We start from the raw sequence: 20,404 nt of genomic DNA, 5'->3' as shown, positions 1-20,404 counted from the left end.
TGCACGCAGGAGGGACGGCGACCGGGGCCGGGCCGTGACAGCGGCGCCCCGTGAGGGGCGTCACGCGTGTGCGTGAGGTGCCTCCGCGAGGGCTCTGCTGTGCGCGACGAGCCGGGGGTAGTCGACGGCGATCCCGGACAGGAGCACCTCGACCGCCCGCTCGACCTCCACGTCCGTGATGGGCGCGTGCCCGAACAGCGCGCGGTAGTGCACAACGGACGACAGCATGTCGAGCACGAGGCCGCGGTCGACGTCCGCGCGCAGGTCGCCGCGGGCCACGGCGCGTTCCAGCATCTGCCCGACGGCCTCGCGCGGCGGGTCGAAGAGGGTGGCGAGGAACGCGTCGCGCAGCTCGGGAACGCGGGCGCAGTCGGCGAACAGGGCGCCGAGCACCCCCGGCCGGATCTCGCGGAAGGCTGCGAGGAAGACCCCGATCCCCTCGCCGAGATCGCAGAGGGTGCAGCCGGTGTCCGGCACCGGGGAGTCGCCGAGGCGCACCGCCAGTGCCGCGAGGGCGAGGTGTTGGCGGGTGGGCCAGCGCCGGTAGATCGCGGGCTTCGTCGCCCCGGCCCGGCGCGCCACCTCCTCGATGGTCAGCTGTCCGTAGCCGCTCTCGTCGAGCACGGCGAGCGTGGCCTCCAGCACGGTGGCATCGATCTGCGGGTCCCTCGGGCGACCGGTGGGCATGGTCTTCAGCCTAGCCTTCTGTTACGTTCCGGTATGTAACGTAAGGAGGATCCGATGACCGCGCCCGACCCCGTCCGCGCCGGCCGCCGCGAGTGGACCGCCCTCGCCGCGCTCGTGCTGCCCACCCTGATCATCTCGATGGACCTCGTGGTCCTCATCCTCGCGACGCCCGCGCTCAGCGAGGCACTGCAACCGACCGGCACGCAGCTGCTGTGGATCACCGACGTGTACGGCTTCCTCATCGCTGGCTCGCTCGTGACGATGGGCACCCTCGGCGACCGGATCGGGCGCAGGCGGCTGCTCCTGGCCGGTGCGGCGGCGTTCGGGGCGGCCAGCCTGCTCGCCGCGTTCGCGCCGACCGCCGAGCTGCTGATTCTCGCCAGGGCACTGCTCGGGATCGCCGGCGCCACCCTCATGCCGTCCACGCTGTCGCTGCTGCGGAGCCTGTTCGTCGACGAGGCGCAGCGCCGGTTCGCGATCGGACTGTGGGTCACCACGTTCTCGGTCGGCACCGTCATCGGCCCGCTCGTGGCCGGCGTGCTGCTGCAGCACTTCTGGTGGGGCTCGGTGTTCCTGCTCAACCTGCCGGTGATGGCGGCGCTCCTGGTGGTGGGGCCGCGGCTGCTGCCCGAGGTGCGCGACCCCGCACCCGGCCGGTTCGACCTCCCGGGCGCGGTCCTGTCCGTGCTCGCCGTGCTGGCCGTGATCTACGGGGTGAAGCGGATCGCCGAGGACGGAGCCGATGCCACGGCGCTGCTCGCCGTGGCCGCGGGCGTCGCGATCGGAGCGGCGTTCGTCCGTCGACAGCGGCGGATCGCCCACCCGCTGCTCGACCTCGGCCTGTTCCGCTCGGCGGCGTTCAGCACATCCGTGCTGGTCAACGTCCTCATCGGCGTGATGATGGCGGGGATCTTCCTGTTCGTCGCCCAGTACCTGCAGCTCGTGATCGGCATGGGCCCGCTGGCGGCAGGCGCGTGGCTGATCCCGGCGACGGCCGGGATCATCGCCGGGTCACTGCTGACGCCCGTGCTGGTGCGCCGCATCCCGGCGCCCCACCTGGTGGGCGGCGGCCTCGCCGTCGCGGCCGTCGGGCTGGCCGTCATCGCCCAGGTCGGTGCGGAGCCCGACCTCGCGCTCCTCATCACCGGCACGGTGATCCTCGGGATCGGGGCCGCACCCGCGTCCACCCTCAGCGTCGACCTGATCATCGGTTCCGCTCCCGCCGAGCGGGCCGGAGCGGCCTCGGCGGTCTCCGAGACCGGCAACGAGCTGGGCAACGCGCTCGGCATCGCGCTGCTGGGCAGCGTCGGCGTCGCGGTCTACCGCGGCGCGATGGCGGGCAACCTGCCCGCCGGCGCGGCGGCCCAGCTGCCCCCCGAGGCCGCGGAGGCGGCCGCCGACACGCTCGCCGGTGCCTACGACGCCGCGGCGGAGCTCCCCGGGGCCGCGGGCTCCGAGCTGGTGGACGCCGCCACGTCGGCGTTCGTCACCGGCATGCAGCTGTCGGCGTGGACGGCTGTCACGCTCGCGGCGGCTGCCGCACTCGCCACACCGGTGCTGCTGCGGCGCAAGCTGCGCTGAAGGCGGTCACACACCGATTTCTGTGCCGGCACACCGACTGCAGTGGGCGGGTCGTGGAAGCAGATCGCAAACTGCTGGCGCGACCCCTCATCGGCATACACGAGCACGCGCGAGGGTCGCGCGGATCGCGTCCCGGTCGAGCATCTCGGGGTGCCCTGCTCGGCCAGCTCCACTTCGATCTCTGTCCACGCCGTGGTGCCGGGCTGTGTGCCGAGGGTGCGGCTGGTGACCCGGTCGTCGGTGATGATGGCGACCGGATGGCCAGCGCCGTCGGGCACCGTCGACTCCCGGCGCCCGGCGGTGTGCTCGACGACCGGTTGCAACGGGGCATCGCGGCGGCCAAATCGGCGTCCAACGGCTCACCGGAATCGTACTTGCGGTCGGTCTCACGCGGACCGTCTGGGGCTCGGCCATTGCACAACCGTCCTCAGATGCAGGCGACTGCGTATCCCCCCTTGCGGGCGAACTCGTCGAGACCTGCCGGCAGACCCTGAACGAGCGGAGGGGTTGCGAGGCCACCACGAGCAGGTACGACCCGCTTGAGGGGCAACTGCTCGACGACGTAGGCCGGGGGATCGGTGGTCACCCGAGACGGGCGATGCGCGGGGTTGGCGAGGCGGTGACGATCCGCGAAGCGTGACCGACGCACTCAAATGAGGAGCAGCACATGAGTACCGGGAACCCGTTCCGGTCGCCGACGGAACAGCGCAAGTCGGCGTGGGCCAGCTTCTGCCGGAGAGCCGGATGAGCGGGCTCGCGCGGTACACGGCGATGCTGCGGTGCTGTCGTGGCTGCTGACCAGGTTCGCGTCGTCGAGGTCGAAACCAGACCCAACTCGCCCGCAAGTCCACGGCCGAACGGCGATCCGCGGAAAGGGCGGGACTGATGCACCCCTGCAGATCACCGCCGCCCAGGCCGAGGACGCACTCGTCCGCCTCGCCCGTCGATCATCCCTGCCAGGGGCGACCGACAACTCTCATAGTCAGCGCCGCCTGTTCAAGGCGCGCACCGCCCCAGCCAGGGCCACAGAGAACGGAAGCCAACTCGGCAAACCTCACGCGACGGGCTGATACGGCGCTCGTTAGCGCCTCAGCAATTTCCTGGCCGAATCAGCGCCTCCTCCACACACGACGGTTAACCGAATTGCAGCTGGAGTTCGATGATGTCGAGCGGCGATGCTCATGGCGTGATTTTCGATGTGGATGGTGTGCTCCGGTGGGGGTCGCTCCGTCGTCTGCTGGGGCGGCTTCGAGCCCTGCGCACGACCAGTCTCCGAGATCGCCGTTCGATGCTGGCCATGCCCCGTCTCATCCGCGCACTTTCAGCTGATCTGGACAGCGCGCCGGTGTTCTACTTGACGGCCTTTCCGAGCGTGCTGGCTCGGCCGATCACGTCCCTGCTCAGACGTGATGGCTATCCTTCGGGCACGCTGCTGACGATGGGCCGCAACTTCGCGCCGCGATGGGTCGTCGGGGGCAGCAGGGCGCGCAAGCTTGCTGGCATCGAACACCTCGCGGACCGGATGCCGAACGTGCGATGGGTGCTCCTCGGGGATGATGGGGGGCACGACCCGCAGGTGTTCGTCGATTTCGCGTGCCGCCGCCGGGACCGTCTTGCGGTGATCGGGTTGCGGCAGGTGTTCGACGTAGGTCGCTCGAAGATCGATCTGTCCTCCCGGGCCGACGAGATTGTCGGTGCGGCCCTGGTCGGGGCACCGAACGGCGAGGAGCTACTGCCGTTGGTGCGAGCCGCTCTCGGGATCGGGCAACCCCGGGAGGGATCGGTCGCGGACTGGTTCCTCTCGGAGTTCGAGCGCGGCAATGCGGCCACCCGCCTCAGGGCATGGACCGAGGGCAACGCAGTGCGCCCACTGGTGCACGGACATGTGTACTACGACGCCCTGGCGAGAGTGCTGGCCGCGGCGGGCGACGGCGATTCGGTCCAGTTCGTGGGGTGGCGAGGGGATGCCGATGAGCTCCTCGCCGAGGGCGGGCCGACGGTCGTCGAGGCGCTTTCCGGGGCGGCAGGTCGTGGGGCGAGGGTGCGTGGGCTGCTCTGGCACGCCCACACGGGCGCGGTGGGTTCGCAGGTGGGTCCGAACCGGATGCTCGCCCTGGCCGTGGGCAAGGCGGGTGGTGAGGTGCTGCTGGACCAGCGGGTGCTCCCGTTCGGCTGCCACCACCAGAAGATGGTCATCGTCCGCCATCCCGGCCGTCCCCGGGACGATGTGGCGTTCGTCGGCGGCATCGACCTCGACCACGGCAGCCGCGACGACGCCGATCACCGTGGCGATCGGCAGAGCGTGGGAGCCGATCGCGTGTACGGACCCAACCCCGCTTATCACGACGTACAGCTGGAGCTGCAGGGGCCGGTGGTGCGGGAGGCGGAGGAGACCTTCCGCGAGCGTTGGCAGAACCCGGCAGCGGTGTCGCGGCTGCCCTGGCACGTGGTACCCGACCGGATCCACGGCCTTCCCCGCACCGCCTCCCCGCTCCCGCCGGCGTCACCCGCCCCCCCGGCCACCGGTACGTGCTCGGTCCAGCTGCTGCGGACCTACCCGCGCCGACGACCCCGCTACCCGTATGCCCCGTCAGGGGAACGCAGCATCGCCCTGGCCTACACCAAGGCGCTCGGCCGGGCGGAGCAACTGATCTATATCGAGGACCAGTACCTGTGGTCGTTCGACGTCGCCCGCATCTTCGCCGCCGCCCTCCAGCGGTCGTCACGACTCCATGTGATCGCCGTGGTGCCTCGGCGGCCGGACAACGAGAACCAGTTCTACAACGAGGCGGCGATGTTGGGACACGGTGAAGCCCTGGCCATGGTGCGGGAGGCGGGCGGGGACCGGGTCCAGGTGCTCGATGTCGAGAACCTGCAGGGCTTACCCGTTTACGTTCATTCGAAGCTGTGCGTCGTCGACGATGCCTGGGCAGCGGTCGGTAGCGACAACTTCAACACGAGGTCCTGGACGCACGACTCCGAGCTGACCGTCGCGGTGTTGGACACCGAACGTGACCAGCGCGCGCCGACCGATCCCGGTGGGCTCGGGGACGGAGCCCGCCGGTTCGCGCGTGAGCTACGTCTCACGCTGATGCGCGAACACCTCGACCTCGACGAGGACGATGATCTGCTCGACCCCACTGGGGCCGCGGAAACCGTCCGCAAGAGCGCCGCCGAGCTCGACGCGTGGCATGACGGCGGATGCCACGGACCCCGACCTGCCGGCCGACTGCGCAGCCACCCCATCGGCAAGGAAGGCAAGCTGCCCGCCCGGCATCGCTGGCTCACCGCCCCGATCTACCGGTCCTTTCTCGACCCGGACGGTCGCCCCCTTGATATGCGTCTGCGGCGCACCTACTGAGCAGACCGGGCGGATGCCGTGCGTCCTGGGTCGACCGCCACCTCGCCCGGTCGGTCGTGAACCGGATACCTGCGGCCCGCTCCCGCGGGCGTCGGGTTGTGGCGCATGGAGGTCCTCGGCGGCGAGGGTGGATGCGCAGCGCGGTCAACGGCTCCTTTGGTGCGAGGGACATAGCCCTTGGCGGCGGACCCAAGACGCGGCGACGCCGCGCTCACCTCCTGGGGATGAGGCTGCCGCCCGCGGAAGCCCGCACGATCTCCCTCGGAGGATCGGTTGGCAGACCATGACCGACAAGAGGGCGCGAACGGAACGCGGAGCTCGTCGAGCCGCTGCGCGTACACCGGAAAAGGATGGTGCACTTCGCGAACGACGGGGGTGCCCTCGGCGTCCGCTGAAGTACGCGGGCGAGATCGACCATGTCGAGCCCGGCCTCGACAGGGTCCGATGTCAACGCGGTGCAGTTCCTGCGGGCGGTCGCGGTGGCCGTACCAGACCGTCCTCGGCCGGGTGCCGGGGATCCCGGGGTACCACGACGTGCGGAGCTACCCGCACGCCGAGCGTCTTCCCGCGTGTCCGATTTACCGGTCCGACGCTCCGGTCTTCTTCGCGAACGCGCGGACGTTCCGGGAACAGATCCTCGCGCTCGCGGAGTCGCAGCCGCGACCCGCATGGATCATCGTCGCCGCCGAGCCGATCACCGACGTGGACACGACCGCGGCGGACATGCTCCGCGACCTCGACCTCGAGCTCAACAAGAAGGGCGTCGACATCGTCTTCGCCGAGATGAAGGACCCGGTGCGGCGCAAGATCGACCAGTACGAGCTGACCGCGACGATCGACCCGGCGCACTTCTACCCCACGCTCGACGCCGCGATCACCGCGTTCCGGACGACGGCAGGCGCCGAGTGGGGCCCGGCTCCTGCCGAGGAGGCCCCGCGAGGGCTACTAAGCAGTTGAACGATGTCGCCGATGAACCCCTCTCCTCGAAGGAGGCGTACATGAGCGCGGAGATCCCATCCCGGTCGACGAGGAGCCGGAGGAGTCCCAAGCACGCGTGGATGAACGGCTACACGGTCTTCGCCGTAGCGATCATGCTTGTCCTCGGGCTGTGGCAGGTCCTGGCCGGGCTCATGGCTGTGGTGCGCGACGGTCTCTACACCGCCACGGCCGGGTACACCTACGCGTTCAGCATCGCCGGGTGGGGTTGGCTGGTCCTGCTGCTCGGTGTCCTCATCGGCGGAACTGCTATCCCTGTTCTACAGGGGCGGAGTTGGGGCGATACTGTCGCGATCTTGCTGGCATGTCTCAGCCTGATCGCCAACTTTCTCCTCATCCCCTTCTACCCGATCTGGTCATTATCGATCATTTCGCTGGGCGTCACACTCATCTGGGCCCTGACTACCCCTGACCGGAACGTGGCATGACTACCCGGGTGTCGTCGCCATAGCACCGTGCTGGAGCGGCATCGCGTTCGATCGGGCACGTCATGCGATGCGAGCCGCCGACCCATTCCCGCGCCCGCCGCACCGCGGAAAGCCGCCCTCGATGTTGGTGACCTCGATGCCCGCCTTGCGCAGGGCGGTGTTCGGCGCACGCGGGTGTCCCTGAGCTCTCCCGGACGAGCTCGAAGCACGAGCTCATCCGTCTCGGATGAGGAACGGCCCCCTTCGAGCGGTAACGATCACGGCTGCCGAACTCGCACCGCGGGGGGAGAGGGCCGTGATCACAGAGTTCCTCGTGACCGGATTGCTGGTGCCACTGTTCCTGATCGCAGCTTCACTCGGATTGGAGCGGATCGAGGAGGCCCTGAACAGGGTCGCTCCGCCGAGTCACCGGCATCCGTCAGCCGTCCCCAGCGAGGGGAAGGCCGAGGGAGAGACCGGAGAGCCTGCAGTCGGTGTGTGAGCGCAGGAATCGGTGTGCGGGCGCCTCTACGCGTGGCCGACCGGCTCCCGTGACCCCACCGCCGGGTGCACCGGGCCGGCCAGCACCACCCCGAGCAGCGCCGTCACCAGGCACAGCCACGCGAACCAGTCCCCGAACCGCGTGTAGGGCGTGCCGCCCGCCTGCAGCGGGACGTCCACGGTGACGGCGGCGGCCCGCCCGTCCGTGGCGACCTCCTGTGCCAGCACCCGCCCGCGGGCGTCGGTCACGGTCAGGAACCCGGCGCGGGCGGCCCTCGCCACGGCGTACCCGTTCTCCGCGCCGCGGAGGGACTGCACCCGGCTCTGCGACCACGCGTCCACGGTGAAGTCGAGGGCGGGCACGGCGAGCAGACCGATCCCCGTGGAGCCGTACGCGCGGCCGAGCGCCGGCCGGCCGAGGTCGGCGCAGATGGCGGTTCCGATGCGCGGCGGCGGTCCCGTGAGCGCGCTGACGGGCTCGACGCCGGCCGTCACCTCGTCCTCGACGCCGGGCACCGGGTACTGCTTGTGGTAGACGATCGGCGGTGACCCGTCGGCCGGGAACGTCAGTGCGGTGTTGCGGATGATCGCCCCGCTGTGCTGCTCCACCCCGAGTACGAGGGTCACGCCCTCCGCTCGTGCGGCGGCGGAGAAGCGGTCGAGCACGCCGGGCAGGGTGGCGTCGTCGACGACGAGGTCCTTCTCCGGGAAGACCACGAGGTCGGTGCCGCCGGGCGCCAGGCTGCGCACGCGGTCCAGGTCCGCGTCGAGGAGCGCGCGTCCGGCGGGCGTGCCGGCATGCGGCTGGCGGACGGGAGTGGGGGCGGCGACCAGGCTCACGCGGACCGGCTCCGCCACCGGGTCGTCCGGGAGCGCGAGCCGAGCCGTCCCGAATCCCAGCGCCCCGACCAGCGCCAACGCCCCCACTCCGGCCGCCCGCAGCCGAACCCGGCGCTCGAGGGCGGGCGCGGCGAGCACGCCGATCGCGCACGCGACCGCCAGCACCACGAAGGCCACGCCCCACGGCCCCGTCACCGCCACCACCTGGAGCACGGGCAGGGCGTCGGCCTGGCTGTTCGCCACGGCCCAGTTCGACCCGAACGGTGTGAGCGCCGCGATGAGGTACTCCGCTCCGGACCACATCGCGGGCGCGGCCAGCACCGCCAGGATGGGCCGGCCGCGCCGCACCAACGCCCGGAACAGCAGCACCACACCGGCGAACACACCCGCGGTCACCACGAGGACCGCAGCCACGACCGGGATCGGCACCGCCAGGCCGGCCAGCAGGTAGCGCGCGAAGCCCGCCATGCCCAGCAGGTGCGCCGCGGCAGCCACCGACGCGGCGCGCACGGCGGACATCCGCGGCGCGACCAGCAGCACCGGGATAGGGGCCAACCAGGTCAGCCACCACACCGGCTGCAGGCCGGTGCCGAACGCGAACAGCACCGCGGACCCGATCAGCGCGGCAAGAGCGACCGCCGGTGGGCGATGGTCAGTTGCGGATCCCATCGACGATCCTCCCGACCGCTCGCCTGCACAGGGAGCGGAACTCGTCCTCCGAGAGGCCGATCCGGCCCCCGTGGTACAGCTGCACCAGGCCGTGGAGCTGGGAGGCGAGCAGCAGCGCCGTCTCCCACACGTCGTCCGTGCCGATCTCCCCTCGGCGTACCCCTGCCTCGAGCGCGGTGGCGAGCACGTTCAGGGTCGGTGAGCCGCCCGCGCGGAAGTCGGCGGGATAGCGCCGGGCCCCCGGCCGTGGCTCGGTGAACAGGAACGAGTAGAGGTGCGGCCTGCCGAGCGCGAGGTCGAGGTGCGCGGACAGCAGCCGGTCCAGCCCGGCGACGCCGCCGTCGCCCGCATGCGCCGCCCAGTCCCGCGCCAGCTCGGCGAAGCACTCGTCCGCCACCGCGGCGAGCAGCGCGTCGCGGTCGGGGTAGTGGCGGTAGATCGCCATCGGCGTGACCGCGACGGCGGCGGCGATGCGCCGCATCGTGACCGCCGCCGATCCCTCCTCGATCAGCACGCCCCGGGCGGCGGCTGCGATGCGGAGTGCGGTCGCGGGCATGTCTACACCGTACACATTCCAGGTCTACGGCGTAGACCTCCGAACGTCCGAGGAGCTCCGCGTAGGCTCGGGTCCTGATGTCAGAGGTCCTTGCGGAGCCGGCCCGGGTGCCGGCCGAGGCGCGCAGGCGCCGCACCTTCGCCGTGATCAGCCACCCGGACGCCGGCAAGTCCACCCTCACCGAGGCGCTGGCGCTGTACGCCGAGGTGATCGACACGGCGGGCGCGGTCCACGGCAAGGCCGGCCGGCGCGGCGTCACGTCGGACTGGATGGAGATGGAGCGCAAGCGCGGCATCTCCATCACCTCGGCGGTGCTGCAGTTCGCCTACCGCGACTGCGTCATCAACCTGCTCGACACCCCCGGCCACGGCGACTTCTCCGAGGACACCTACCGGGTGCTCGCCGCCGTCGACGCCGCGGTGATGCTGCTCGACGCCGCGAAGGGCCTCGAGCCGCAGACGCTGAAGCTCTTCGACGTCTGCCGCTCGCGCGGGATCCCGGTGCTCACCTTCGTCAACAAGTGGGACCGGCCGGGCCGCGAGGCCCTCGAGCTGCTCGACGAGGTGGAGCAGACGATCGGGCTGCGTCCGATGCCGATCACGTGGCCGCTCGGGATCGCGGGCGAGCTGCGCGGGCTGGTCGAGGTCGCGACGGGGGAGTTCACCCGGTTCTCCCGCACCGCGGGCGGAGCCACACGCGCCGAGGCCGAGGCGGTGCCGGAGGCGGAGATCGCCGCCGCCGAGCCGGAGTTCTGGGCGGCCGCGCAGGACGAGCTGGCGCTGCTGCAGGAGATCGGTGCCGGGTTCGACGAGAAGGACTTCCTCTCCGGTAGCGCCACGCCGGTGCTGTTCGGAGCCGCGCTCACCGGCGTCGGCGTCCGGCGGCTGCTCGATGCGCTTGTCGACCTCGCGCCCTCCCCCGAGCCGCGCGACGACGCCGACGGCAACCCTCGGCCCCTCGAAGCCCCGACCTCCGGGCTGGTGTTCAAGGTGCAGGCCGGTATGGACCGCGCCCACCGCGACCGGATGGCGTTCGTGCGGATCTGCTCCGGCCGGTTCGAGCGCGGCATGGTGCTCACGCACGCCGCCACCGGACGTCCCTTCGCCACCAAGTACGCGCAGGCGGTGTTCGGCCAGCAGCGCACCACGGTGGAGGAGGCGTTCCCCGGCGACATCGTCGGCCTGGTCAACGCGGGCGCGCTGCGCCCCGGCGACACGCTGTACTCCACCGACCCGGTGCACTTCCCGGCGATCCCGAGCTTCGCGCCCGAGCACTTCGCCGTGGTGCGCGGCGCCGACTCCGGCGCCTTCAAGCAGTTCCGCCGCGGGATCGAGCAGCTCGACAGCGAGGGCGTCATCCAGGTGCTGGTCTCCGACCTGCGTGGCGACCAGGCGCCGGTGCTGGCCGCGGTCGGGCCGCTGCAGTTCGAGGTGGTCACCTCCCGGCTGGAGTCGGAGTTCCGCGCCCCCGTCACCCTGGAGCACCTCGGCTACACGATCGCCCGGCGCACCGATGCGGCCGGCGCCGAGCTCCTCAAGGGGCAGAGCGAGGTCGAGGTCCTCACCCGCCGCGCCGACGGCGTCCTGCTCGCGGTGTTCAGCAACAAGTGGCGGATGGAGACGGTCCGCCGCAAGTTCGAGGACCTGGTCCTCGAACCGCTACCGGCGGGAAGTGTCCGCTGACCCCACCCGTACGGTCGCGGGACGGGTCCGGAGATCGCAGGGCGGGGTGTGCGGGGAGTCATCGGCGCCCGAACAGGCCCCGGCGACGGGGCGGGACGCTGTCGCGGGGATGCGGCGGTTGTGCGGCCAGCGCGGACCGGAGCTGGGCGACGACCCCTTCCACGCGGATCCAGCCGAGTCCGGCATCCCCCAGCGTGTCGAGCAGGCCGGCCACCGAGTCCTCGGTCCAGACCCCCCTCCTCGCGAGGAACGCGTCCAGGTGTGGCCGGGCCGCGTCGTCCCAGTCCGCCTGGGCGGGGAACGCGTGGTCCCAGTCGAGCTCCCAGATCCGCACGCTCCGGTCCCGGCAGCCGATCGCGGCGACCTGAGCGTCCGCGCTCAGGGAGACGGCGTAGACGTCCGCCGGGTGGCCGTCGAGCCGGTGGCTGCGCCCGGTGTCCAGCTCGTGCAGCAGCGCGGTGCGGCCCCCACCGCAGGTCAGGAGGACCCGGCCGTCCGCGCTGGCGGCCAGCCACGGGCCGTCCTCGCTGGTGTGCGGGCGATCGGCGGGCACCGTGTGCCGCAGCCGGCCGGTCCGCAGGTCCCACGCCTGCACCGAGTTCTCGTAGGAGCCCAGGAACACGGTCGAACTGTCGGCGCTGATCAGGATCGACTCGGGCTGGTCGGGGTGCATCCGGTGCAGCAGCTCGCCGGAGTCCAGGTCCCACACGAGGAGCGCGGCGGGGCTCACGTTGCCCGCCACGACCAGCCGCCCGTCGGGGCTGACCCGCGGTTCCTGCAGGAGGGTGCAGCCCTCGGCCGCCAGGTCGCGCACCTTCTCCCCCCGCCACGGGTCCCAGACCTCGATGGCCTCCTTGCCGCCGATCAGCGCCACCCGCCCGTCAGGGGGCAGCGCGAGCCCCGGCTGGTACGTCTCCGTGCGGATCACGTGCACGCACCGGTCGTCGACCAGGTCCCACACGCGTACTGTGCCGTCCCGGGGCGGGGCGTGGGTCAGCGCGACCCGGCCGTCCGCGCTGAGGGCCGTCGAGGACACGTGGACCTTGTGGCCGCGAAAGCGCCGGTCCAGCCGCTCGCCGTCGGGCATCGACAACATCAGCACGCCCCGCTCGACGGTGGTGGTCAGCGCGAACCGGTGGGTGGCGGACAGGCCGGTCGCCGGCCTGAGATACCCGGGCACCGCGCCCAGGTGCCGCCCGGTTCTCACGTCCACGACCTCGGTGTCCAGGGCGGTGCCGGCCAGGAGCAGCGTGAGGCCGCCCGGGTCGAGCGTGACGTGGCCACGCAGCCCGCCCACCTCGGGCACGTCGTGGCGCACCCACTTGGCCAGCAGACCGCGGCGACTGCCGAACCGGCAGAGTTCCCGCCACTGAGCCAGCAGTTCCGGAGCCCGCTCGTAGCCGGGGACCTGTCGCACCTCGGCGAGGGTGCGTGCGGCCTCGGCGCGTTCGCCCTGCCGGGCGAGCTGCGCGGCCCGCTCCAGGGCGGCCGCCACGGACTCGGCGGCCGAGGCGAGCTCGTGCGCGGCGCGCGGCCGGCAGTAGCTCCAGGGGCCCGGTGGTCCCGGCACGGCCAGCGCCCAGGTCCGCACCTCGCCGGTCCGGCCCACCGCGACCGCCAGCCCGCCGTCCCCGCGCAGGGCGAGGCCGACGAGCGGGAACCCGGCCTCGGTGAGCGTGCGGACGCACCGGCCGCGCCGAAGTTCCCACACCCGCGCCACGCCGTCCTGGCTCCCGGAGAGGGCCAGCCGCCCGTCGTCGCTCACCGCGGTGCTGCTGCCCCAGTCGACCCCGCTCGGGCACCGGGACAGCTCCCGCCCGGCGGCCAGGTCGAGCACGACGACGAAGCCCGGGTCGAAACCGGTGGCGTTCGAGTAGTCCCGGGTCATCAACAGCCGCCCGCCCGCGCCGAACGTGGTCGCCCCGGTGTCGTCGAGCACCGCCAGCGGCGCGCCGGACGGCACGGCCAGTAGCCGAGCGCCCAGGTTGCCGTCGTCCACCAGGCAGACCTGCCCGGCGGCGTCCAGCTCGACCCGGCCCCAGTACCGGTGCCCGGCGGGCGGCGGCCGGTCCTCGAGGGTGCCCAGCGCCTCGCCGGTGGTCGCGTCCCAGGCCAGCACCAGGCCCTTGGTGCACAGCGCGACGGCCGTGCCGGCGTCCCCGCTCAGGGCCACCGACTGGATCGGGGTGGGATGCCCGGTCAGCGTCCGCACGACCCGGCGGGACGTGAGGTCCCAGACCAGCACGGTGGTCCTGCGGTGCACGCTCAGCCCCACGCGGCCGTCGGCGCTGATCGCGACCGTGGGCGACGGATGGTCCGGTCCGGTCACGATCGCGGGCTCGCCATCGTCGAGCACGGTCGACCAGCCGGTCCGCAGGTCCCAGAGCCGGACGCTGCCGTCGGTACCGCAGGTCAGCAACGTCGGGGCGGCCCCGGCCGTGGCCGCATGCCCGATCCACTCGTCCGGCGCCCGGAACTCGGTCGATGCCGACGCCGCCGCCCCGTCGAGCCCGGCCAGTGCCGCGACGACGTCCGGATCGTCGGGGTCCCGCCCGGCCGCCTGCCCGAGCACCTCCCGGGCGCTGTCGGGATCACCCCGCTCGAGGTGCACCTGCGCCTGGAGGTACTCGCCGATCACCTCGTCGGGGTGCAGGGCCCGGATCTCGTCCAGCGCGGCCAGCAGCTGGCGGTCGTTGAGCCGGCCCTGGCGCCAGCGCCACAGACCGCGGTTGTACACCGCCTGCGGATGCTGCGGGTCGGCGGCGACGGCCTGGTCCCACAGCTGCTCGGCCCGCTCGGTCTGCCCGAGGTCCAGCAGGGACAGCGCCTGGTTGGACAGGCTGTCGGCCAGGAGCCGGGACGCCCGCGGCCGCGGGCGGTCGTAGTCCTGTCCCGTTTCGGCCCGGTACAGGCGGATCAGCTGGTCGGCGACCGCGCTCATCCGCTGGGGCCGGTCGCCGGGCTCCTGCGCGAAGCACTGACGCAGCACCTCCACCAGCCCGTCCGGGATACCCGGGATCTCCGGGTCGGCCGCGCCGGTGCCGAGGAACCGCTCGAGCGCCCGCCCGGCAGCCTGCCCGTTCGCGGTCGGGGGTGCGCCTGCGAACATCTCCAGCACACTCACCGCCCACGACCAGACGTCGGTGGCCCGGCTCAACCCGCGGGGCGCGCCCGCCGCGGCCTGCGCCTGCTCCGGCGAGCAGTAGGCGGGCGTCATGCCGCCGAAACCGACCAGCACGCTCGCTCCCGGAGGCGCGACGGTGCTCTCACCGGCTGCCGCGCGTGCCTTGGCGAGCCCGAAGTCGGTGACCTTCACCGTGCCGTCGGTGGCGAGCAGCACGTTGGCCGGCTTCACGTCCTGGTGGACCAGCTTCTGCTCGTGGGCGTACTCGAGACCCCAGGTGAACTGGATCGCGACGTCCAGCATCCTGGCCAGCGCCCTGCGCGGTCCGCCCTGGTAGAGCCGCCGGTCGTGGACCCACTCGGCGAGGCTCCCACCGTCCACCCACTCGGCGAAGACGTACGGCAGCCCGTCCAGCCTGCGGACGTAGACGCAGTTCACCGTGTGCGGGTGCAATCCCAGCTCGACCCAGGTCTGGGCCTCGGCGAGGAAGTTCGCCACACTGCGCGCGGAGGCCAGCAACGCCGGCCTAGGGGCCTTCACCGCGAGGTCGACGCGCCAGTCCCGGTGCCGCACCCGGTAGACCAGTCCCATCCCGCCGCTGCGTACGACGTCCACGACCTCGTAGAGGTCCGCGACGACCTCACCGGGCCGCCACTCCCTGTCCCAGCCCATGTGGTCCCCCGTCCCGGCCCGGCGCCGATCATCATCTCCAGCGGGAGCGGGACCGGCCAACCCGGGCCGGGAACGGCTCGCGGGCGCGGCCGACGGGCGGAGTCACTCCCGGCGGGAGGCGTTCGCCGACCGCACCCGGCGGAGCACCGACGGGCCGGCGGCCACCAGCGCCGCGGCGGCGAGCAGGGCGACGCCGAGCGGGAGCAGGAAACCGAACCGGAGGCCGACGTCGGCCCGTACGTCGACGCCCGGGCTGCCGTCGGCGTTCATGACCACCGCCGACCACGCTCCCCGCGTCTTGTCCCACAGCAGGGTCTGGGTGCCCGGGCCGCTCGCCGTGGCCACCCAGAACGGCTGCGCGGCAGGCGCCGGGGCCGGGCCGCCCGGCACGCGGTCGAACCGCACCGCGAAGGGCTCCAGGTCGAAGCTCGCCATCCGGTCGTGGGCGGTCCCGCGCAGGTAGGCGTCGACGTCGGCCTTCGGCCCGATGCCGACGAACACCGGCTGCCCCGGCTCGGCGGGCGTCGCCCGGATCCGCACCTCGGCCAGCTCCCCGAGGTCGGTGGGCGGGTCGCCCGGCCGGCCCTCCTCGACCAGGATCTCGTCGGTCACCAGCACGGACGTCGGCGTGGAGAAGCGCTCGGTGGAACTGGCGAACCAGCCGCCATCGGCCTGCTGCGCGACGTGCGCACCGACCGCCGCGAGCCCGGCCAGCGCGAGCAGCGCGCCCGCCGCCACCACGAGCCCGCGTCCCGTCCGGCCTGATGGTCCGCCCATGGCGTTCCTCCCCCTGTAGTAGCACGTGTGTGCTAGTACGGACAGTAGCACAGGTGTGCTAGAAAAGGGTGTGCCGCGCAGCGTGGAGGAATCGGTTCGTCGCAGGGACGTCGCCGAGGCGGTGTGGCGGGTCGTGCGCCGCGACGGCCTGGAGGGCGCCTCGGTGCGGGCGGTCGCGGGGGAGGCCGGGCTGTCGATGGGGTCGCTGCGGCACTACTTCCCGAGCCAGTCGGAGCTGCACGCCTTCGCGATGCGACTGGTCACCGACCGCATCCGCGCCCGGGTCGAGGCGCTGCCCGCCACCCCGGACCCGCGGCGCTGGGCGATCGGGGTCCTCGAGCAGATGCTCCCCTTGGACGCCGACCGCATGGCCGAGTCGGAGGTGTGGTTCGCCTTCAGCGCACGGGCACTGGTCGACCCGGAGCTGGGCGCGCTCCGCGACGAGGGCTGGGACCTGCTGAGGGAGGTCTGCGACAACCTGGTCCGCCGCTTCGCCGACGCGGGGGCGCCGGACCTCGACCTGGACGTGGAGGCGGCCCGGCTGCACGCCCTGGTCGACGGGCTGCTCGTGCACGGGGTGCTGCGTCCCGCCCGCGCGGATCCCTCGACCCTGCGGCAGGTACTCGCCGGGCACCTCGACGCCCTCGTCCGGTAGCGGGTCGCGGGCGGCCCGGGGAGGTTCAGGAAAGCCACATTCAAGGCTTTGAAAGCCCGGAACGTGGCTTTCCTGAACGTCCGCAGGTGTGGCGCCTCTGGCGGATCGCACAAGCCGTGCAGCAGCCTCGACGAGCGGATTCGTCGGTTCCGTGGGTGTCCGGCGCCACACCCGGGCGGCGATGGTGGTGCCGTCCCCGCCGCCGTGCACAGCGAGGTGCCCCATGCCGCGACGTACCCACCCCGTCGACGAGGTCCTGCCCGTCGGAAAGCTCGCCGTCTACGGGTTCCAGCACGTGCTCGCGTTCTACGCGGGCGCGGTGATCGTCCCGATCCTGCTGGCAGGCGCGATCGGCCTGTCCGACCGCGAGCTGATCCACCTGATCAACGCCGACCTCTTCACCTGCGGGATCGCCTCGATCATCCAGGCCGCCGGGTTCTGGAAGATCGGCGTGCGGTTGCCGCTTCTGCAGGGCGTCACGTTCACCGCGGTGTCGCCCATGATCGCCATCGGGCTCGCGGCGGGTGGTGGCACCGACGGGCTGCTGGTGATCTACGGCGCGGTGATCGTCGCAGGGCTGGCGACGTTCCTGATCGCGCCGTTCTTCGGCCGCCTGATCCGGTTCTTCCCGCCGGTCGTCACCGGCTCGGTCATCCTGATCATCGGGCTGGCGCTGCTGCCGGTGGCCGCGCTGGATGCCGTGGGCGGCGGCTCCGACCCGCAGCCGGGCAACATCCGCCACCTCGCCTACGCCCTCGGCACGCTCGCCGTGATCGTCGCGATCCAGCGGCTGTTCCGCGGGTTCATGGCCACGGTCGCCGTGCTGATCGGGCTCGTGCTCGGCACGTTCGTGGCGTGGCTGCTCGGGGACGCTCACTTCGACGCCGTGAGCGAGTCGGCCTGGGTCGGTGTTACCACCCCGTTCCATTTCGGGTGGCCGCAGTTCAGCTTGGCCGCGATCGTGTCCATGATCGTGGTCATGCTCATCACCGCGGTGGAGACCACCGGGGACGTGTTCGCCACCGGCGAGATCGTCGACAAGCGCGTCGGGCGCGAGGACGTCACCCGCGCCCTGCGCGCCGACGGCCTCGCCACCACGATCGGCGGCGTCCTCAACTCCTTCCCCTACACCTGCTTCGCCGAGAACGTCGGCCTGGTCCGGCTCACCCAGGTCAAGAGCCGCTGGGTGGTCGTCGCCGCGGGCGGGTTCATGATCGTGCTCGGGCTCCTGCCCAAGGCGGGTGCGGTCGTGGCCGCGATCCCGCACCCGGTGCTGGGCGGCGCGGCGCTGGCCATGTTCGCGACGGTGGCCGTGGTCGGAATCCAGACGCTGTCCCGCGTCGACTTCCACGACCACCGCAACGTCGTGATCGTCGGCACGAGCGTGGGGCTCGCCATGTTCGTCACGGCCCAGCCGGCCGTGGCGACCGCGGTGCCCGGGTGGGCGCAGATCGTGTTCGGTTCCGGGATCACGCTCGGCAGCATCACGGCGATCGTGCTCAACGTGGCGTTCCACCACGTCGGACGTGGTCGCGGGCCGGCCGTGGCGGGCACCCCGGGCGCGGGTGCGGTGCGGCTGGAGCAGGTCAACCGGATGAGCCGCGACGAGTTCGTCGCCACCTTCGGGCGGCTGTTCCAGGGCAGCGCCATCACGCGTGCAGCCATCGCGGGCCGCGCCTACGACCGGCGGCCGTTCGCCGACACCGCGAACCTGCGCGCCGCGTTCCAGGAGGCGCTCTTCTCCGCGCCGCCGGACGAGCAGCGCGCGCTCATGGCGGCCTACCCGGACCTCGGGGCCGACCGGGTCGCCGACGGTGAGGAGGGCGAGGACTCCGTGCGCGACCAGGCGAGCGCGGGGCTCACCCGGCTCGCCGACGAGGAGCACGAGGAGCTCGCGGAGCTGACCGCGGCGTACCGGGAACGGTTCGGGTTCCCCCTGATCGTCTGCGTGCGCGACTCCGGGTCCAGCGAGCGGGTGCTCACCGAAGGGCGGCAGCGGCTGGGGAACTCCCCGGCGCAGGAGCACGCCGCGGCGCTGATCGAGATCGCGAAGGTGGCCAACCACCGGTTCGCGGACCTCGTCGCGGGAGCCAACCCGATCGCCACCGCGCGCACGAGGGCGTTCGGCCGATGACCCTGGACGAGTGGAACGCCCTCGACGCGGCCGCCGCGGAGCGCGAGCTGCGCCAGGTGTGCGCGGTGCCCCGGTGGGCGCGGGAGGTGGCCGCGAGCCGGCCGCACCCGGATGTCGCCTCGCTGCAGGCGATGGCCGAGGTCACGCTCACCGACGCCGACCTGGACGAGGCGATGGCCGGCCACCCCCGCATCGGGGACCGCAACGCAGGCGGCGCGTCTGCGCGCGAGCAGTGTGGTGTGGCCGGTGCAGACGCCGCCGTGCTGGCCGCGCTCGCCGACGCCAACCGCGCCTACGAGCAGCGCTTCGGGCACGTCTACCTGGTGTGCGCCACCGGCCGCAGCGCGCAGGAGCTGCTCGACATCCTGCGCGCCCGGCTCGGCAACGACCCCGCCACCGAGCGGGCCGTCGCGCTCGCCGAGCTGGCGGCGATCAACCGGCTGCGCATCGCGCGCATGTTCGCGGAGGATGCGGCATGACCCTCTCCACCCACGTCCTCGACGCGTCCCGCGGAACGCCGGCCTCCGGCGTCGCCGTCCGGCTCGCGACCACGGACGGCCACGAGCTCGCCTCCGTCGTCACCGACGCCGACGGGCGCGTCCGGGAGCTCGCCGCCGAGCTCACGGCGGGCGACTACCGCCTCACGTTCGCCACGGGGGAGTACTTCGCGGCGAGCGGCCAGGAGGGGTTCTACCCCGAGGTGGTCGTCACCTTCACCGTCACCGACCCGGGACAGCACCACCACGTGCCGCTGCTGCTGTCCCCGTACGCCTACTCGACCTACCGCGGGAGCTGACCGAGATGACAACAACAGGGTCGATCGTCCTGGGCGCGAACCAGTACGGGAAGGCGGAGAACCGCCTCGTCCGGATCTACCGGGAGACCGCGCGGCACGAGATCCGCGACGTCACCGTGTCCACGGCGCTGCGCGGCGACTTCGCCGACGCCCACCTGCACGGCGACCAGGCCAAGGTGCTGCCCACCGACACCCAGAAGAACACCGCGTACGCCTTCGCGAAGGAGCACGGGCTGCACGCGGTCGAGGAGTACGCGCTCACCCTGGCCCGGCACTTCGTCGACGACGTCGAGCCGGTGCGCGGCGCCCGCATCTCCGTGGACGAGCACGCGTGGGAGCGGGTGCCCGTCGGTGGGGAGGCCCACGACCACACGTGGGTGCGTCGCGGCCCCGAGGTGCGGACGTGCGTGGTCGACGTCTCCGACGAGGGCACCGAGGTCGTCTCGGGCCTGCGTGACCTGGTGCTGCTCAAGTCGACCGGCTCGGAGTTCCACGGCTTCCTCAAGGACCGCTACACCACCCTGCCCGAGACCGACGACCGCATCATGTCGACGGCCCTGGTCGCGCAGTGGCGCTACTCGGGCCTCGACGTGGACTGGGACAAGACCTGGGCCGACGCCCGCCGCATCCTCCTGGAGAAGTTCGCAACCGTGCACTCGCTCGCCCTCCAGCAGACCCTCTGGGAGATGGGCCGCGGCGTGCTCGAGGCGCACCCTGAGATCGCCGAGATCAGCCTGCAGGCGCCCAACAAGCACCACTTCACCGTGGACCTGTCGCCGTTCGGCCTGGAGAATCCCAACGAGGTGTTCTACGCGGCCGACCGCCCGTACGGGCTGATCGAGGCCACGGTCACCCGCTCCTGATCCGCTCCGCCGGGAGACGCGGGAGCGGGAATCCCGCTCCCGCCTTCTCCCGTGCCACGATGCGTGATCGAGTCGGAGCGGGGGGTCACGTGGCGTGGCATGA

Annotated in this window: 15 protein-coding genes; 10 read left to right on the top strand and 5 right to left on the bottom strand. The window is 72.4% G+C overall.

Going from position 1 to position 20,404, the window contains the following annotated elements; all coding sequences use genetic code 11:
* Positions 1–60: 60 nt before the first annotated feature.
* The gene (locus FB388_RS16535; RefSeq protein ID WP_142101900.1) at positions 61–687 is read right to left on the bottom strand and encodes a TetR/AcrR family transcriptional regulator; all 627 of its coding nucleotides are present in this window, start codon (positions 685–687) and stop codon (positions 61–63) included.
* Between the two features lie 54 nt (positions 688–741).
* Here FB388_RS16535 and FB388_RS16530 point away from each other — a divergent pair, with 54 nt between their 5' ends.
* From FB388_RS16530 to FB388_RS16515, 4 genes are all read left to right on the top strand, one after another.
* Entirely contained in the window at positions 742–2,268 is a 1,527-nt protein-coding gene (locus tag FB388_RS16530) for an MFS transporter (protein ID WP_142101898.1), read from the top strand.
* A 1,186-nt stretch (positions 2,269–3,454) separates the two neighbouring features.
* Positions 3,455–5,629: a phosphatase domain-containing protein gene (locus FB388_RS16525; RefSeq protein ID WP_211361945.1), complete on the top strand. Its 2,175-nt coding sequence runs from the start codon at positions 3,455–3,457 to the stop codon at positions 5,627–5,629.
* Between the two features lie 507 nt (positions 5,630–6,136).
* Positions 6,137–6,586: a sodium-independent anion transporter gene (locus FB388_RS16520; RefSeq protein WP_246121984.1), complete on the top strand. Its 450-nt coding sequence runs from the start codon at positions 6,137–6,139 to the stop codon at positions 6,584–6,586.
* A 101-nt stretch (positions 6,587–6,687) separates the two neighbouring features.
* Complete coding sequence (locus FB388_RS16515) at positions 6,688–7,053, top strand: DUF7144 family membrane protein (RefSeq protein ID WP_170225641.1); 366 nt, start codon at positions 6,688–6,690, stop codon at positions 7,051–7,053.
* Positions 7,054–7,560: 507 nt separating this feature from the next.
* Here FB388_RS16515 and FB388_RS40875 read toward each other — a convergent pair.
* Both FB388_RS40875 and FB388_RS16505 read right to left on the bottom strand, forming a co-directional pair.
* Complete coding sequence (locus tag FB388_RS40875) at positions 7,561–9,042, bottom strand: nitrilase-related carbon-nitrogen hydrolase (RefSeq protein ID WP_142101889.1); 1,482 nt, start codon at positions 9,040–9,042, stop codon at positions 7,561–7,563.
* On the bottom strand, positions 9,026–9,598 hold the full coding sequence (locus FB388_RS16505) for a TetR/AcrR family transcriptional regulator (protein WP_142101887.1): 573 nt from the start codon (positions 9,596–9,598) through the stop codon (positions 9,026–9,028). The genes FB388_RS40875 and FB388_RS16505 overlap by 17 nt, the downstream gene beginning before the upstream one ends.
* Before the next feature lie 77 nt (positions 9,599–9,675).
* Between FB388_RS16505 and FB388_RS16500 the strand changes: the two genes are divergently transcribed.
* On the top strand, positions 9,676–11,280 hold the full coding sequence (locus FB388_RS16500; protein WP_142101885.1) for a peptide chain release factor 3: 1,605 nt from the start codon (positions 9,676–9,678) through the stop codon (positions 11,278–11,280).
* Between the two features lie 58 nt (positions 11,281–11,338).
* Here FB388_RS16500 and FB388_RS16495 read toward each other — a convergent pair whose 3' ends face one another.
* Complete coding sequence (locus FB388_RS16495; RefSeq protein ID WP_142101883.1) at positions 11,339–15,076, bottom strand: serine/threonine-protein kinase; 3,738 nt, start codon at positions 15,074–15,076, stop codon at positions 11,339–11,341.
* A 102-nt stretch (positions 15,077–15,178) separates the two neighbouring features.
* Positions 15,179–15,853 carry a hypothetical protein gene (locus FB388_RS16490; RefSeq protein WP_142101881.1) on the bottom strand — a complete coding sequence of 225 codons (675 nt, stop codon included), beginning with the start codon at positions 15,851–15,853 and terminating at the stop codon, positions 15,179–15,181.
* 82 nt (positions 15,854–15,935) lie between these two features.
* On the opposite strand from FB388_RS16490, the gene FB388_RS16485 reads away from it, so the two are divergent.
* The 5 genes from FB388_RS16485 to pucL all read left to right on the top strand — a co-directional run bounded on the left by FB388_RS16485 (position 15,936) and on the right by pucL (position 20,301).
* Entirely contained in the window at positions 15,936–16,508 is a 573-nt protein-coding gene (locus tag FB388_RS16485) for a TetR/AcrR family transcriptional regulator (protein ID WP_211361944.1), read from the top strand.
* A 223-nt stretch (positions 16,509–16,731) separates the two neighbouring features.
* Positions 16,732–18,642 (top strand): 2-oxo-4-hydroxy-4-carboxy-5-ureidoimidazoline decarboxylase, encoded by a 1,911-nt coding sequence (gene uraD, locus FB388_RS16480; protein WP_142101877.1) that lies wholly within the window; start codon positions 16,732–16,734, stop codon positions 18,640–18,642.
* On the top strand, positions 18,639–19,121 hold the full coding sequence (uraD, locus tag FB388_RS16475) for a 2-oxo-4-hydroxy-4-carboxy-5-ureidoimidazoline decarboxylase (RefSeq protein WP_142101875.1): 483 nt from the start codon (positions 18,639–18,641) through the stop codon (positions 19,119–19,121). Before uraD (FB388_RS16480) ends, uraD (FB388_RS16475) begins: the two co-directional genes overlap by 4 nt.
* The gene (gene uraH / locus FB388_RS16470) at positions 19,118–19,438 is read left to right on the top strand and encodes a hydroxyisourate hydrolase (protein WP_142101873.1); all 321 of its coding nucleotides are present in this window, start codon (positions 19,118–19,120) and stop codon (positions 19,436–19,438) included. Before uraD (FB388_RS16475) ends, uraH begins: the two co-directional genes overlap by 4 nt.
* 5 nt (positions 19,439–19,443) lie before the next feature.
* The gene (gene pucL / locus FB388_RS16465) at positions 19,444–20,301 is read left to right on the top strand and encodes a factor-independent urate hydroxylase (protein ID WP_142101871.1); all 858 of its coding nucleotides are present in this window, start codon (positions 19,444–19,446) and stop codon (positions 20,299–20,301) included.
* Positions 20,302–20,404: the final 103 nt, after the last annotated feature.

This window comes from Pseudonocardia cypriaca, from assembly GCF_006717045.1.
Classification (GTDB): Bacteria; Actinomycetota; Actinomycetes; order Mycobacteriales; family Pseudonocardiaceae; genus Pseudonocardia; species Pseudonocardia cypriaca.
Note: the sequence above shows the minus strand (reverse complement) of the source record. Positions and strands in the feature narration are given on the sequence as shown.